The organism is Litorimonas taeanensis, assembly GCF_003634015.1.
Taxonomy (GTDB): Bacteria; Pseudomonadota; Alphaproteobacteria; order Caulobacterales; family Maricaulaceae; genus Litorimonas; species Litorimonas taeanensis.
On record NZ_RBII01000001.1, the window covers coordinates 970,795 to 984,470 of the forward strand.

The 13,676-nt window shown below is 46.7% G+C and carries 18 protein-coding genes; 7 read left to right on the forward strand and 11 right to left on the reverse strand.

The window, feature by feature from the left end:
* Positions 1–7: 7 nt before the first annotated feature.
* From tgt to DES40_RS04575, 7 genes are all read right to left on the reverse strand, one after another.
* Positions 8–1,132 carry a tRNA guanosine(34) transglycosylase Tgt gene (tgt, locus tag DES40_RS04545; protein WP_121099353.1) on the reverse strand — a complete coding sequence of 375 codons (1,125 nt, stop codon included), beginning with the start codon at positions 1,130–1,132 and terminating at the stop codon, positions 8–10.
* Entirely contained in the window at positions 1,133–2,191 is a 1,059-nt protein-coding gene (gene queA / locus DES40_RS04550) for a tRNA preQ1(34) S-adenosylmethionine ribosyltransferase-isomerase QueA (RefSeq protein WP_121099354.1), read from the reverse strand.
* A gap of 20 nt (positions 2,192–2,211) precedes the next feature.
* A complete protein-coding gene (locus DES40_RS04555) occupies positions 2,212–2,676 on the reverse strand; it encodes a peptidylprolyl isomerase (RefSeq protein WP_121099355.1) in 465 nt (154 codons plus the stop codon).
* A 69-nt stretch (positions 2,677–2,745) separates the two neighbouring features.
* Positions 2,746–3,645, reverse strand: coding sequence for a peptidylprolyl isomerase (locus DES40_RS04560; RefSeq protein ID WP_121099356.1), 900 nt, complete (start codon positions 3,643–3,645; stop codon positions 2,746–2,748).
* Positions 3,642–4,145, reverse strand: coding sequence for a pantetheine-phosphate adenylyltransferase (gene coaD, locus DES40_RS04565; RefSeq protein ID WP_121100422.1), 504 nt, complete (start codon positions 4,143–4,145; stop codon positions 3,642–3,644). The genes DES40_RS04560 and coaD overlap by 4 nt, the downstream gene beginning before the upstream one ends.
* 105 nt (positions 4,146–4,250) lie before the next feature.
* Positions 4,251–5,066 (reverse strand): TIGR00282 family metallophosphoesterase, encoded by an 816-nt coding sequence (locus DES40_RS04570; RefSeq protein ID WP_121099357.1) that lies wholly within the window; start codon positions 5,064–5,066, stop codon positions 4,251–4,253.
* Positions 5,063–5,626 carry a 5-formyltetrahydrofolate cyclo-ligase gene (locus DES40_RS04575; RefSeq protein ID WP_121099358.1) on the reverse strand — a complete coding sequence of 188 codons (564 nt, stop codon included), beginning with the start codon at positions 5,624–5,626 and terminating at the stop codon, positions 5,063–5,065. Before DES40_RS04575 ends, DES40_RS04570 begins: the two co-directional genes overlap by 4 nt.
* Before the next feature lie 151 nt (positions 5,627–5,777).
* Here DES40_RS04575 and DES40_RS04580 point away from each other — a divergent pair, with 151 nt between their 5' ends.
* The 3 genes from DES40_RS04580 to DES40_RS04590 are packed head-to-tail and all read left to right on the forward strand — an operon-like array spanning position 5,778 to position 7,601.
* Positions 5,778–6,116, forward strand: coding sequence for an ArsR/SmtB family transcription factor (locus DES40_RS04580; protein WP_121099359.1), 339 nt, complete (start codon positions 5,778–5,780; stop codon positions 6,114–6,116).
* Between the two features lie 12 nt (positions 6,117–6,128).
* Entirely contained in the window at positions 6,129–7,148 is a 1,020-nt protein-coding gene (gene arsB, locus DES40_RS04585) for an ACR3 family arsenite efflux transporter (RefSeq protein WP_121099360.1), read from the forward strand.
* Between the two features lie 48 nt (positions 7,149–7,196).
* Positions 7,197–7,601 (forward strand): arsenate reductase family protein, encoded by a 405-nt coding sequence (locus tag DES40_RS04590; RefSeq protein ID WP_121099361.1) that lies wholly within the window; start codon positions 7,197–7,199, stop codon positions 7,599–7,601.
* Between the two features lie 330 nt (positions 7,602–7,931).
* Here DES40_RS04590 and DES40_RS04595 read toward each other — a convergent pair whose 3' ends face one another.
* Together DES40_RS04595 and DES40_RS04600 are read right to left on the reverse strand one after the other, a co-directional pair.
* Positions 7,932–8,303, reverse strand: a complete 372-nt coding sequence (locus DES40_RS04595) for a cell division protein ZapA (protein WP_121099362.1) — start codon at positions 8,301–8,303, stop codon at positions 7,932–7,934.
* Positions 8,300–8,614, reverse strand: a complete 315-nt coding sequence (locus tag DES40_RS04600) for a DUF4164 family protein (RefSeq protein ID WP_170144883.1) — start codon at positions 8,612–8,614, stop codon at positions 8,300–8,302. The genes DES40_RS04595 and DES40_RS04600 overlap by 4 nt, the downstream gene beginning before the upstream one ends.
* A gap of 152 nt (positions 8,615–8,766) precedes the next feature.
* Here DES40_RS04600 and gap point away from each other — a divergent pair, with 152 nt between their 5' ends.
* From gap to DES40_RS04615, 3 genes are read left to right on the forward strand one after another with little or no spacing between them, the layout of a single operon-like run.
* Positions 8,767–9,795, forward strand: coding sequence for a type I glyceraldehyde-3-phosphate dehydrogenase (gene gap / locus DES40_RS04605; protein ID WP_121099364.1), 1,029 nt, complete (start codon positions 8,767–8,769; stop codon positions 9,793–9,795).
* Between the two features lie 14 nt (positions 9,796–9,809).
* On the forward strand, positions 9,810–10,991 hold the full coding sequence (locus DES40_RS04610) for a phosphoglycerate kinase (RefSeq protein ID WP_121099365.1): 1,182 nt from the start codon (positions 9,810–9,812) through the stop codon (positions 10,989–10,991).
* A 41-nt stretch (positions 10,992–11,032) separates the two neighbouring features.
* The gene (locus DES40_RS04615; protein ID WP_121099366.1) at positions 11,033–12,079 is read left to right on the forward strand and encodes a class I fructose-bisphosphate aldolase; all 1,047 of its coding nucleotides are present in this window, start codon (positions 11,033–11,035) and stop codon (positions 12,077–12,079) included.
* Positions 12,080–12,113: 34 nt separating this feature from the next.
* On the opposite strand, the gene DES40_RS04620 is transcribed toward DES40_RS04615, so the two are convergent.
* Positions 12,114–12,347 carry a helix-turn-helix domain-containing protein gene (locus DES40_RS04620; RefSeq protein ID WP_121099367.1) on the reverse strand — a complete coding sequence of 78 codons (234 nt, stop codon included), beginning with the start codon at positions 12,345–12,347 and terminating at the stop codon, positions 12,114–12,116.
* Entirely contained in the window at positions 12,347–12,913 is a 567-nt protein-coding gene (locus tag DES40_RS04625; protein WP_170144884.1) for a DUF2975 domain-containing protein, read from the reverse strand. Before DES40_RS04625 ends, DES40_RS04620 begins: the two co-directional genes overlap by 1 nt.
* 118 nt (positions 12,914–13,031) lie before the next feature.
* Between DES40_RS04625 and rdgB the strand changes: the two genes are divergently transcribed.
* Positions 13,032–13,673, forward strand: a complete 642-nt coding sequence (rdgB, locus tag DES40_RS04630; RefSeq protein ID WP_121099369.1) for an RdgB/HAM1 family non-canonical purine NTP pyrophosphatase — start codon at positions 13,032–13,034, stop codon at positions 13,671–13,673.
* Positions 13,674–13,676 lie beyond the last annotated feature (3 nt).

Genomic DNA, 13,676 nt, shown 5'->3' on the forward strand with positions numbered 1-13,676 from the left:
TTTCCTTTTATCCACGCCAATTTTTTCTGAACTCTTCTACAAAAGCTTCAAAACGTTGCTCGAATATTGCGGATCGTATACGCGCCATAAGGTCTTCAAAATATGCAATATTGTGCCAACTCAATATCATCCCACCCAACATTTCTTTTGAGCGCACTAGATGATGGACATAAGCCTTAGAATAAGCATTGGAAGCCTCACAGGATATTGTCTCGTCCAAAGGGCTTTCATCCTCAGAAAATTCGGCGCGTTTGATATTATACGGCCCTGTATCAGTCCACACCTGTCCGTGACGACCTGAACGCGTAGGGATAACACAATCAAACATATCTACCCCCCTAGCGACAGCCTCAACCAAATCTATCGGCTTTCCGACCCCCATTAAATAGCGCGGACGGTCTTCGGGAAGATGCAAAGTTGTGAAATCTAATACCTCACACATCATTTCATGCCCTTCGCCTACTGCCAAACCGCCAATAGCGTATCCACCATACCCACCTGCCGCGCCCTCTGTTCGGCTTGATATCGCTGACTTCTCTCGTAAATCTGGAAAGGTCGAACCTTGAACAATAGCAAAGAGCGTTTGCGATTCGCGCTCCCCAAAGGCCTCTAGGGAACGCCTGCCCCATCGCAAGGATAACTCCATAGAGCTTTTCGCCTGCTCATGTGTTGACGGGAATGCCGTGCATTCATCTAGTTGCATTGAAATATCGGCCCCTAGAAGATCGGCTTGTATTTCTATGGAACGTTCGGGTGACAGCATATGCCGACTACCATCCAGATGGCTCTGAAATTCTACACCAGCTTCACTCATTTTTCTAAGCTTAGACAAAGACCAAACTTGGAAACCACCCGAATCTGTTAAAATCGGACCGCTCCAACCGCCAAATTTGTGAAGCCCACCAAGTTTTTTTACACGCTCAGCCCCTGGACGGAGCATTAGGTGATAGGTGTTTCCCAAGATAATATCAGCCCCTGTCCCTTTCACTTGGTCCATATAGACACCTTTTACAGTGCCGGCTGTGCCAACAGGCATAAATGCAGGCGTCCTGATATCTCCGCGCGGGGTGCGTAACACACCTGTGCGAGCCTTGCCTTCACGGGCATGAATATCAAATGGGAATACAGCCATTTAATCGGCCTTCCATATCAAACTACTGTCACCATAGGAGTAAAAACGGTAATTATTTTCAATTGCATAAGCGTAAGCCGACTGCATACGATCCAAGCCAGCAATAGCACTCACAAGCATAAATAATGTTGACTTAGGCAAATGAAAATTTGTCATCAACCCATCAATCACCTTAAAATCAGACCCTGGTGTCAAGAAAATTTCGGTTTCCGCAGACCCACTCTGTACTTTCCCGACCTCATCCACCGAACTCTCCAAGGCTCGCAGCGATGTCGTACCAACGGCTACAATCCGGCGCCCCTCTGCCTTCGCCTTATTAATTTGCGCCGCAGTAGAATCAGAAATTGTATAGCGTTCTGAATGCATTTTATGCGCGGATGTGTCTTCAGACTTTACCGGCAAAAAAGTACCCGCTCCAACATGAAGGATGAGCCGAGCAAGCTCTACCCCCTTATCACTCAAACTTTGAAACACTTCTGGAGTGAAGTGCAGGCCAGCCGTTGGCGCAGCAACGGATCCCGCCTCTTGCGCATAGACAGTCTGATAGTCTTCCACGTCCTGTGCATCAGGTTTACGTTTACGGGCAATATATGGCGGAAGAGGCGGCTCTCCTGCGGCATCTATAGACGCCATCAAATCACCTTCGCACTCAAATGTAATTGCGACATCGCCGCCCTCACGCTTATCGCTAATGACACCCTTTAACTCATCAGAGAATGTTAAAACATCCCCTTCCCTAACGCGTTTAGCGGGGCGAACAAAAGCGCGCCAAGTCATGTCGGTTTCTGGAGTGTGTAGATTTACATCTACTGTCACAGCCCCCCCGCCGCCATGAGAACGCGCAGGTCGCACCCCCTTCAGTGCGGCTGAAAAAACCTTAGTCTCGTTCAGGACCAGCACATCGCCCGCATTTAAGAGCGTCGCCAAGTCAGAAACTCGATGATCTGAAAACTCACCGGCAGCAGAGACATGCAACAACTTTGCGGAGTCGCGCGGAACCGATGGCCGCAAAGCAATTGCGGCCTCTGGAAGCGTAAAGTCGAATAGAGAGACGTCCATAACGGACGGCCTTGAGAGGCTTATGCCTCGACGACAGTCATTTTGACAATTTTACCCGCCATACGCGGAGGCTCACCTTTTGGAAGTGCGTGAACGAGCTCCATACCGCTTTCAACCTCACCCCAAACTGTATACTGACCATCAAGGAATGATGCATCGTCAAGACAGATGAAGAATTGGCTAGAAGCCGAATTAGGGTTTTGAGAACGAGCCATTGAGCACACACCTTCAATATGTGAATGCTTATTAAACTCGGCCGGAATATTCTCTTTGGCGCCGCCCATACCTGTACCATTTGGACAACCACCTTGCGCCATAAACCCATCAATCACGCGGTGAAAGGTCAACCCGTCGTAAAAACCCTCTTTAGCTAACTTTGTGATTTGCGCGACATGCTTTGGCGCTAAATCTGGACGCAAAAGTATTGTTACGTCGCCAGGGTTCCCATCATGGGCATCCACAGTCATAATAAGTTTTTCAGTCATGTTTTTTCCAATATATAAAAAATAAACACATAAAGAGAGACCTCTTCATGCAATAAGTCTTAGGGTTTCTTAGCCCGCTTTAGTGGGGACAGCGATGTCGCAAATATCAGGGAATGTTCCGTCAGGTTTTTTCTGACTATTCAAAAAAGTTGTAAAGGCTGGATGGCTTGTCTTCATTACATCTATGTTTGGGCGTTCATTTTCAGGAAGATCAGCAGCAATTCGAACCGTATTCATTTTATCAGGCACAAACCCTGCCTCACCGACAGTCCCGACTTTGAAACGCGTTAGCAAATCACGACCCATCACTGTATTACCCCAGATGGAATATTGCCTATCCAGATGAGACGCTCTGTCTCGCATTAGAAAAAACTGACTATTGGCAGAATTTGGATCGTTTGTACGCGCCATAGATGTCACCCCCTTACAATGAAGGCCTGACGCTGCAACTTTACCATCTGCAGTCAGCATAGCTTGAGCGGTAGGCTGGGTAGCGACAGGAAGTGACTTATAGAACCCCACATCCACTTTTTGCGCCCCATTCTCTCGCACACCAACCAAAGTCACAGGCATAGATGTATCTCTGCGGAACGTGAATTCAGCCGCAATATCCGGCAAATCAGAATCCCCAGTGCCGTCACCATTTGTGCCATCACCAGTCTGATTCATAAACCCGTCTATTACGCGATGAAATTTCACGTTGTCGTAAAACTTAGATCGTACCAAGCTCTTGATTTGTTCCACATGCATAGGCGCTATTTCAGGATACAACTCAACACCAATGACGCCATAAGCGGTATCAATGATGATAAGGTTTTCAGGATCCACACTACGCCAAGCTTCTGCTGGCGCAGAAACTTCAGATTCAGAAACATTTGCAATTTTATCAGAGACGCTCTCTTGTGCAGAGCAGCCTGTCGCTAGGAGGGTAGACCCCAAAACAGCACTCAATAAAAAACGGTGCATCATGTATATTTATCCTTTAATCGTATTTCGACTTCGGGTGTTACAAACTGAGACACATCCCCGCCAAGGCGTGCAATTTCTTTCACAAGGCGTGACGCAATGGTTTGATATTGCGGGTCTGCCATAAGAAACACAGTTTCGATATCCGGGTTTAGTCGATCATTCATACCTGCCATTTGGAATTCATATTCAAAGTCCGAAACAGCCCTCAAGCCGCGCACTATCATATTCGCGCCGACGCTTTCAACGAAATGTATCAGTAAACCTTCGAAAGGTAAGACTTCGACATCAATTCGTTCACGGAAAGGCGCCACTACGTTCTCCACCATTTCCACACGCTCACTCAGTGCAAAAAGCGGGTTCTTCGAACGGTTAATAGCAACAGCAACGACAAGCTTATCGCACAAGCGACTTGCTCGCTTCAAAATATCTAAATGCCCTAAGGTCATGGGGTCAAATGTACCAGGATAAAGAGCGGTTCGGTGTGCAGGGGAAGATTTCATAAATAAGGTTATACCAAAGCATCCAACTATTAAAAGAGGCATTTAAGAATGCTGTTTTAAGAATAGTTATGTAAATTGATAGCCAGACCTCATTCTATAAGAACTCTAGGAATTGCGCGGCATAATTTCAAACAACTGTCCACCCATACGAATAGGACTCACCTGAGTAGCCAGCCCCTTACTGTTTGTCTCAACATAAACTCCACACAATGTCCCTGGTCCAGAGGCAGGGTTGAACCGCCCTCCCCGCATACGTGTTGTGAAACGACGAAGCGGCTCATCCACCTCCATCCCAATAATAGAGTTATAGTCTCCACACATACCAGCATCCGTCTGATAAGCCGTTCCTTGTGGTAATATACGGGCGTCAGCTGTTGGAACATGTTGATGCGTGCCAACCACAAGTGAAGCCCGGCCGTCACAAAAATACCCCATACCATTTTTTTCTGATGTCGCCTCTGCATGCATATCAACGATAACTGCATCTGCGACTTCTCCAAGAGGAGCAGCATTCAATTCTCGTTCAACAGCGATAAAAGGGTCATCTAGAGCATCCATAAAAACTCGGCCATGCACATTTATAACCAAGAGGTTATAGCCATTTACATTATATAAGCCTGCGCCTCTGCCCGGCACTTGTCCTGCTGGATAGTTACAAGGTCTCAAAAGGCGGTCTTCATTCTCAATAACTGATATTCCCTGCGCTTGGTCGAAACTATGATTTCCTAGCGTTAAAACATTGGCGCCAGCTTCGAACAGCTCATCGGCTGTAGAGCGCGTAATACCGAAGCCACCCGCCGCATTTTCGGCGTTTATCACAACGGCATCCAAGCCCAATTCGCCCTTCACACGCGGCAAGTACCGCGTCACGGCTTCACGACCAGCGCGTCCTACCACATCTCCGAAAAATGCTAATTTCATGAAAAGGCCTTGAAATAGTCCTGAGTTAAAATCGCGTCCAGAGACACATCATGCGCCTCTGTCGGTAAGTTGGCAGTCTCTTGCCCAGCATAGGCAACTCCGCAAGCAAAAACATTGTGATTTCTTCGTAAGCATTCAATCGTCCTATCATAATAACCACCGCCATACCCTAAACGTGCGCCATCAGCAGTGAAAGCCAATAGCGGCACTAACACAAGCTCAGGTATAATAACGGGCTTTGTCGAGGCCGGCTGCAATGTTTTAAATGGGCCCGGATAAAGCTCACCACCTTGCGTCCACAGCCTAAATTCGAGCGGTAATTCAGGGCCAAGAATGCGAGGCAACCCGATACAGTGGCCGCCATTCTGCAAGGCTTGCATAAGAGGGCATATATTAATCTCACCCGAAAGAGGCCAATAGCCCCCTATACTTGCCCCCCGAAACTGAACAGCCGGAAAGTGTCTTATGAGCTCTACACCAGCCGAGGTGTCTTGGCATTGCATGCGTTGGCGTCTCGCCGCTTTCCTTGCAATTGATTTTGGAGGATTAACCATCGGCATTCTCTACCCCTATGGCAATAAGCTGTCCATATAGAGGCGCCGTCAAATCACTCTAATCTCAAATCACCCTAATATTGACGCGCCTCTGTTTGACGCGCCTCTGTTGTATGTTTTCTGTTGACCTAATCTTTAATTCCATTATCGTGGAAATATGGAATCAAAACTTGCCGTACAACGACTTTCAGCCCTAGCGCAGACTGGACGCCTCTCTGTTTTTCGGCTTTTAGTAAAAGCTGGAAAAGAAGGCCTCTCCGCTGGCGAGATTGCCAAAGCTCTTAACGTACCCGCTAATACGCTATCAGCTCAGCTCAACATTTTGTCGTCCGCAAGACTGGTCACAAGCATACGCGAGGGCCGTTCAATAATTTACACGGCGCAATTTGATCATATGGCTGAGCTCGTCGTCTATTTAGTTGAGGATTGCTGCCAAGGTCACGCTGATGTGTGTGAACCTCTTGAACACGCTACAAAACGCATCAATTGTTGTTAGGATAATACAATCATGGGCATTTTTGAACGCTACCTGACCCTATGGGTTACACTTGCGATTATCGGCGGCATCTTACTTGGACAGGTTTTTCCAGCTCTATTTAGCGCTCTTGCAGCCTTAGAATACGCCAAAGTCAACCTGCCTGTCGCTTTACTTATTTGGGCTATGATTTGGCCCATGATGATAGGCGTAGACATTTCGAGCCTGAGAAGCGTCGGAGAAAAACCCAAAGGCCTCATTATAACTCTTATTATTAACTGGTTAATCAAGCCGTTTACTATGGCTGCACTTGGCGTTCTATTCTTTAAGTATATCTTCGCAGGACTCATTCCGCCAGAAGACGCTGAAGGCTATTTAGCAGGACTGATTTTATTAGGCGCTGCGCCTTGTACAGCTATGGTCTTTGTTTGGTCTCAACTGACCAAAGGCGACCCTAATTACACACTCGCCCAAGTCAGTGTAAATGACGCCATCATGGTCTTTGCCTTTGCGCCGATCGTAGCCCTACTCCTTGGCGTAACAGATATAATCGTGCCTTGGGAAACCTTGATTACCTCAGTAGTTCTCTATGTCATCGTTCCCTTAGCTGTAGGAATTGCGACACGTAAAATTCTGTTAAAACGGGGGGGAGTGAGAGCAGTGGATCAGTTCACCGAACAGGTAAAACCAGCCTCCATAGCCGCTCTTTTAGGTACTGTAGTCTTGCTTTTTGGGTTTCAAGGCTCTGTCATCATCAATCGCCCGCTAATCATACTCCTGATAGCAATTCCTATACTTATCCAATCATACGCCATTTTCGCCTTGGCCTATGGGACGGCATGGCTCTGGAAAGTACCTCATAACGTGGCCGCACCCTGCGCCATGATAGGCACATCAAATTTCTTTGAACTCGCCGTTGCCGTTGCTATCAGCCTCTTCGGCTTGAACTCAGGTGCCGCACTCGCTACCGTCGTTGGCGTATTGGTAGAGGTTCCCGTCATGTTGTCGCTTGTGGGATTTGCAAATCGCACCCGCAATCATTTTCAAAATTAGAGGCCACCTTCCTCTTAGTAATTTTCCTCTTAGTTTGAGAGCGCATCAATGATTGTTGTCCATCATAACCCAAATTGCGGCACGTCTCGAAATGTCGTGGCGATACTCAGAGCAGCTGGATACGAGCCTGAAATAATTGATTACATCACAGAGGGCTGGACTCGCCCTCAACTCCTAGGCCTCCTAGCCGCCGCAAATTTAACCCCAAGAGAGGCGCTGCGAACCACTAAATCGCCCGCAAAAGAGCTGGGTTTGCTAGAAGATAGCGTTAGTGAAGACGAAATTTTCAAACAGATGTTAGAACACCCCGTTTTAGTCAACCGCCCCCTCGTCTGTAGCCCAAATGGTGTTAAGCTGTGCCGCCCGAGCGAAGCTGTCTTAAACATGATTGATAATCATCCTCCTGAGAATTTTCGCAAAGAGGACGGCGAACCACTGAATTTAACGAAGTAAAGATTGTGCTTTAATGCACAATAAAAAATGTGACGGCCCCACAAAAGTCCGTGGAAGTTTAAGAATCCTCGTGAACCAAGAGTTCAAGTGGGTGTCGGAATTATGCAGACCACGATCTACACAGAGCCAACTCCCGAAGGATAGATTAAGGTCCGGTGGATTAGTGCTTCTCACGCAACCCGCAGTGACCGTCAGTTAGAATGTGGGCTCGGTCATATGATTTAGCAAGCGCAAATATGTGATTTATTACTCATTATGAGAGTTTTCTTTAAATCCGATTCAAGTGAGAGCTTACTCTCTTCAGATCAGTAAAGTCTTAAGCTCATTAAATCAGTCGACAATCGATTCAATCTTAGCCGCTATTTTCTCAATTTGCGCGGCGGCCTTTAAAAGCCCTTCTGCAGCTTTTGCTTCAGCCTCACCAGCATGAGCTAAAACTTTCTCACTTTCTTTTCTAACATCACCAATACGTTCATCGACTTTTTGTTCTACAGCATCAGAAATATCTTCTAATTCGTCTAGTAATGTTATGCCCGCCATAACAAGCAATCGCAAATCACCAATTTGGCCAAACTGGTTTGCCATCGCGTTTACACGGTCATCAAGCTTCTGCCCTAGGCGCATCAAACGCTCTTCTTCGCCAGGTTCACAACCCAGCCCATATTTTCGGCCATTTATATTAAGGCTGACACGTCCCATCATGACGGCAAACTTTCTAATGCAACTTGGACATGACGAATAACACGATCCAGTTCTTGATTGGTTTCTTGAGCCAAAGCCTCGAACTCTTTTTCTCGGGACTGTAATCGCGCAGCCATATTTTCTTGCTCGGCTTTCGCATTATCGAGATCAGAAGCCAACCGCGAACGGTCCTGAGAAAAACTTTCCGATTCGGCTGTTTTGGCCTTTAATTGACCAAATTGGGTCAAAAGTGGGTCCATAGCTTCTTCTAGAGTCTTCAGGGCAGATTGGAGTTTTTGAGCGGCACTTTGCATGTCAACGCTGTCATTCATAAGATAATCCATATCGCATCAATAATTTGCAGAGAATGGCCTAAGAATTGCGTATCAACAAGGATAATTTATTGACTTGACTGTATGGCATCATCAAAAGCGGGTCGCTTTATAGGCCTGCTGACTTTATATAATAACGGAGCATCTTCGAAATGACTATCCGAATAGGTATTAATGGTTTTGGACGTATTGGACGACTCGTCGCGCGTGCCATCGAAGAATATAATATTGAAGACATAGAGCTGGTCGCAATTAATTCCCCTGGTTCAATCGAAGTCTCCTCCCATCTCTTACGATATGATAGTGTTCATGGCCGTTTCGGCGTAACTGTAGAAACTGGCGAAGAGGCCGGTATTTCTTGGATGGATTATGGGCGCGGACGGATTCGCATGACTCATCACCGCGATCCAGCTGAAATTAATTGGGGCGCGCTTGATGTTGACATTGTTATGGAATGCACAGGCATTTTCCGAAGTAAAGAACGTGTTCAACCGCATTTTGAAGCTGGAGCCAAAGCTGTTCTAATTTCCGCCCCTGGTGACAATGTCGACAAGACTATCGTTTATGGTGTTAACCACCAAGATATCGGAGCTGATGACCGTGTCGTTTCTTGCGCTTCTTGTACTACCAACTGTCTCGCTCCAGTAGCGAAAGTTATTATGGAGTCTGTCGGCATTAGAAGAGGTTTCATGACGACTGTGCATAGTTACACTCAAGATCAGCGAATTTTGGATAACAGTCATAAAGACCTATATCGTGCACGCGCAGCAGGCTTAAATATGATACCAACCAGCACGGGTGCTGCCAAAGCTGTTGGATTGGTAATTCCTGAACTTAAAGGAAAGCTTTCAGGCACAGCTGTTCGCGTACCAACGGCGAACGTCTCTATGGTTGACCTCGCTTTCCAACCTGAAATGCATACAACAGCTGAAGAGCTTAACGAGGTTATGAAAACCGCGGCTCAAGGGCCAATGAAAGGTGTAATTTGCTACTCTGAAAATCCACTGGTGAGTTCAGATTTAAACCACGATCCGAATTCGGCGACTTATGCGTCACTCTTGACAAAGGCCCTGGACGGTAACTTGGTCAAGGTTATTGCTTGGTATGATAATGAATGGGGTTTTGCGAATAGAATGATTGATGTTGCGCGCGTTATGGGTAACACGCAAAAAGAAGCTTAAACTGGAGTTGTTTAATGGATTTTCGTCGCCTCGAAGACGCCAAGCTTAAGGGTAGCACAGCCCTCGTTCGTGTAGACTTTAACGTTCCCCGCGATAAGGATGGAAAAATCACTGACGACACACGGCTGAAAGCTGCGCTTCCAACAATTAAAGCCCTGCAGGACAAAGGGGCTAAAATTGTACTGTTAAGCCATTTTGGTCGCCCAAAAGGTGAAATTGACAAAGCCCTCTCCCTCAAGTTTATCGTCTCCCCTCTAGCCGAAGCACTTGGCACGCCTGTCGTCTTCGCCTCTGACCTAAACCCTAATGTCGTTCAAGTTATGAATGATGGAGATGTTGTGTTGCTTGAAAACACGCGTTTTCATGCGGGAGAAACGAAAGGCAATGTCGCTCTTGCCAAAGATATGGCAGCACTTGGCGACATATTTGTCATGGATGCTTTTTCAGCAGCTCACCGTGACCATGCGTCATCAGCAGGAATTGCTGAGTTTCTTCCTGCCTATGCTGGTCTGGCTATGGAACGAGAGCTGGACCACATTAGTCGGGCGCTCGACATCCCCAAAAAACCAGTTATGGCGATTGTTGGCGGCGCGAAAGTATCGACAAAAATTGATCTTTTAAAGAACCTAGTTTCACGTCTGGACCGCCTTGTTATTGGCGGTGGAATGGCGAATACGTTTCTTTTTGCCCAAGGTTATGATGTAGGGGCTTCGCTGTGTGAGAAAGATTTAAAAGAAACCGCGCTAGACATCATGAAAAATGCCAAAAAGGCCAATTGCGAAATCATCTTGCCGACTGATGTTGTAGTTGCAAAAGAATTCAAAGCTAATCCAGAAAGCCGCGTTTGTGGGTTAGACGATGTAAAATCAGATGAGATGATTCTCGATGCTGGGCCAGCGACTGTAGATAAAATTGTGGATGCTATGGAGGCTAGCCAAACCTTGATTTGGAATGGTCCGCTCGGCGCTTTTGAGCTCCCCCCTTTCGACACAAGCACTGTTGAATCTGCTAAATATGCCGCAAAACTATGTAAATCAGGCAAGATTATTGCTGTGGCTGGAGGCGGAGATACTGTATCAGCCCTCAATCAGGCCGGTGTTTCTGATGACTTCACCTTTATCAGCACAGCTGGCGGCGCTTTCCTCGAATGGATGGAAGGTAAAATTCTCCCCGGCGTAGAAATATTAAGAAAATAGTCTCTAACTAGGGCTATCACACAGGAAAACAGGAGCGCATAATGGATTTAGAAGCACTAAATAAAGTTGCTATAGCAATGGTGGAACCCGGAAAAGGTCTCTTGGCCGCCGATGAAAGCCACGGCACAATTGGCAAACGCTTTGATTCAATCAGCACAGAAAACACAGAAGAAAACCGCCGAGATTGGCGCGAAATGTTGTTCCGTACCGAGAACGCCATGAAAAACCATGTTTCTGGCGTTATTCTCTTCGACGAGACACTCCGTCAAAGTGCCAAAGATGGCACAAAATTTGTGGATCTTATTAAATCACACGGTTCCATTCCCGGCATTAAAGTCGATAAAGGCATTACTCCACTCGCTGGACGACCTGGTGAAAACATCACCCAAGGCCTAGACGGATTACGAGAACGTCTTGCAGAATATTATGAGCTAGGCGCACGTTTCGCGAAGTGGCGTGCTGTAATCGAAATATCTCATCCCGATCAATATGTCGGCGCCACACCAACACGCGGTGGAATTAAAGCAAACAACCATGCTCTAGGCCGGTATGCCGCTTTATGCCAAGAAGCGAATATAGTCCCTATCGTTGAACCTGAAATCCTTATGGGCGGACATCATTCTGTAGAGCGCTGCCACGAAGTCACTGAGAAAGTCCTCAACTCTCTCTTCACGGAGCTCTATGAGCAAGGTGTGGCACTTGAAGGCACAATCCTTAAACCCAATATGGTCGTCGCAGGGAAAAAATGCCCAGACCAGCCTTCTCGCGAAGAAATCGCTGAGCGCACTATCAAAGTTTTGAAAGACACTGTTCCTGCCGCCGTCCCTGGCATTGCCTTCCTATCAGGTGGCCAAGACAATGAAGAAGCTACTCGCAATTTGGACATGATGAATAAAATTGGTGGTTTCCCTTGGAAGCTAACATACTCATATGGACGCGCCTTGCAACAATCTGCGCTATTTGCTTGGCAAGGCAAGGCTGAAAATTACGATGCTGCCCAAACAGCCTTTAATCATCGCGCGCATATGAACGGGCTAGCCTCGCTCGGACAATGGACCCAAGGTGAAGACGACAAAGTCGCGGCCTAGGGTAAGCTCTATTTATTATAAATGAAAAGGCCGCCTATTCGGCGGCCATCTTTCCCTCATCCTGTTCTGGTTCATAAACCAGAATATCGGCAGGTTGACAGTCAAGCTCTCGGCACAAGGCCGATAGAGTTGAAAACCGAACAGCTCTGGCCTTGCCAGTTTTCAGAATTGATAAATTGGCTAGTGTAATACCTACACGCTCAGCCAATTCAGTTAAGCTCATACGTCTTTCAAGCAAAACGCGGTCGAGATTTACACGAATAGTCATTAGATTGTCAGCTCTTGGTCACGGCGCATAATAGCACCATAACGAAAAGCTTCCGATAAAGTTGCAATCACGAAAACGAGAAACCAAACACCAATCCGAATTTTAAGACTATCGTCTGAATTTGGAAAGAATGCACCGGTCATATTTACGACCACCATACGGAAAACTTCAGTCAGAGCGATGATAATCCACATCCGCCGCAATCGACCTATGTTCATAGGTACGAATGGATCACCCGATATAAGCGTATCAACAATTTTACTCAGAATATGTAAAACCCAAAACCACGCCGCGGCAATTACCGCTAAGACAAGACATGTAGCTGGTAAAAGTAGATGACTAGGGGTGTTTTCCATGCCGACTGTCTTAAACAGCTCATCTTGAAACCCTGTCGATAGCGCCATCCAAAGCGCCGCTACTAAAGTTACGAAAACCGCTAGCCCTAATACGATACGGCCTATTAGAGTCCCCAATTGAAGGATCCGAGCCATTCGGTTGCCAGATTGATCATCTAGATTAAAATCATAATCAGACATATCATTTGCCGATGAGAGATTCTCTGTCATGTCTTTATTGATAATCAATAATGACGATTTTACAAGCCTTCTCAAACACAAGAAACTCATTCTTATATGAATGACCATAGGCTTGGCATTTTAGGCCAATGCGGTTTATAGGCGGCCCATGAATAATATTCCTCATCGCGACCTCGCAGGTCATACGAAAATAGTTGTTGCCTCTCATAACCAAGGCAAGATTCGAGAAATAAGTGCCCTTTTGAAACCTTTTGGACTGTCAGTTCTTAGCGCCGCGGACCTTGAACTTCCAGAGCCTGAAGAAACAGAGAAGACCTTTGCCGGAAACGCCCGGTTAAAAGCCCGTGCTTCAGCACAAGCAACAGGGCTTCCGGCTTTATCCGATGATAGTGGGTTAGATGTTACAGCCTTAGACGGACGTCCGGGTATTTATGCTGCCAGATGGGCAGAGTTACCCCGCGTAGAAGGTGGTGGACGCGATTTTAATATGGCAATGTGGCATGTTAACGACCAACTAGGCGATAGCCTTGACCGAACGGCACGCTTTATATGTGCACTTTGCTTAGCCATGCCCAACGGTGAAAACCGCATATATGAAGGCACAGTCGAAGGAAAAATCTCTTGGCCGCCGAAAGGAAATAAAGGCTTTGGCTATGACCCAATCTTTATAGCCGAAGGCGATACGAAAACCTTTGCTGAAATTGACCCCGCTATTAAACAGGCCAAAAGCCATCGTGCCGACGCTTTTGCCAAATTTATGGCAGACCAATTTCCGCAATCCGTCTCTTAAGCC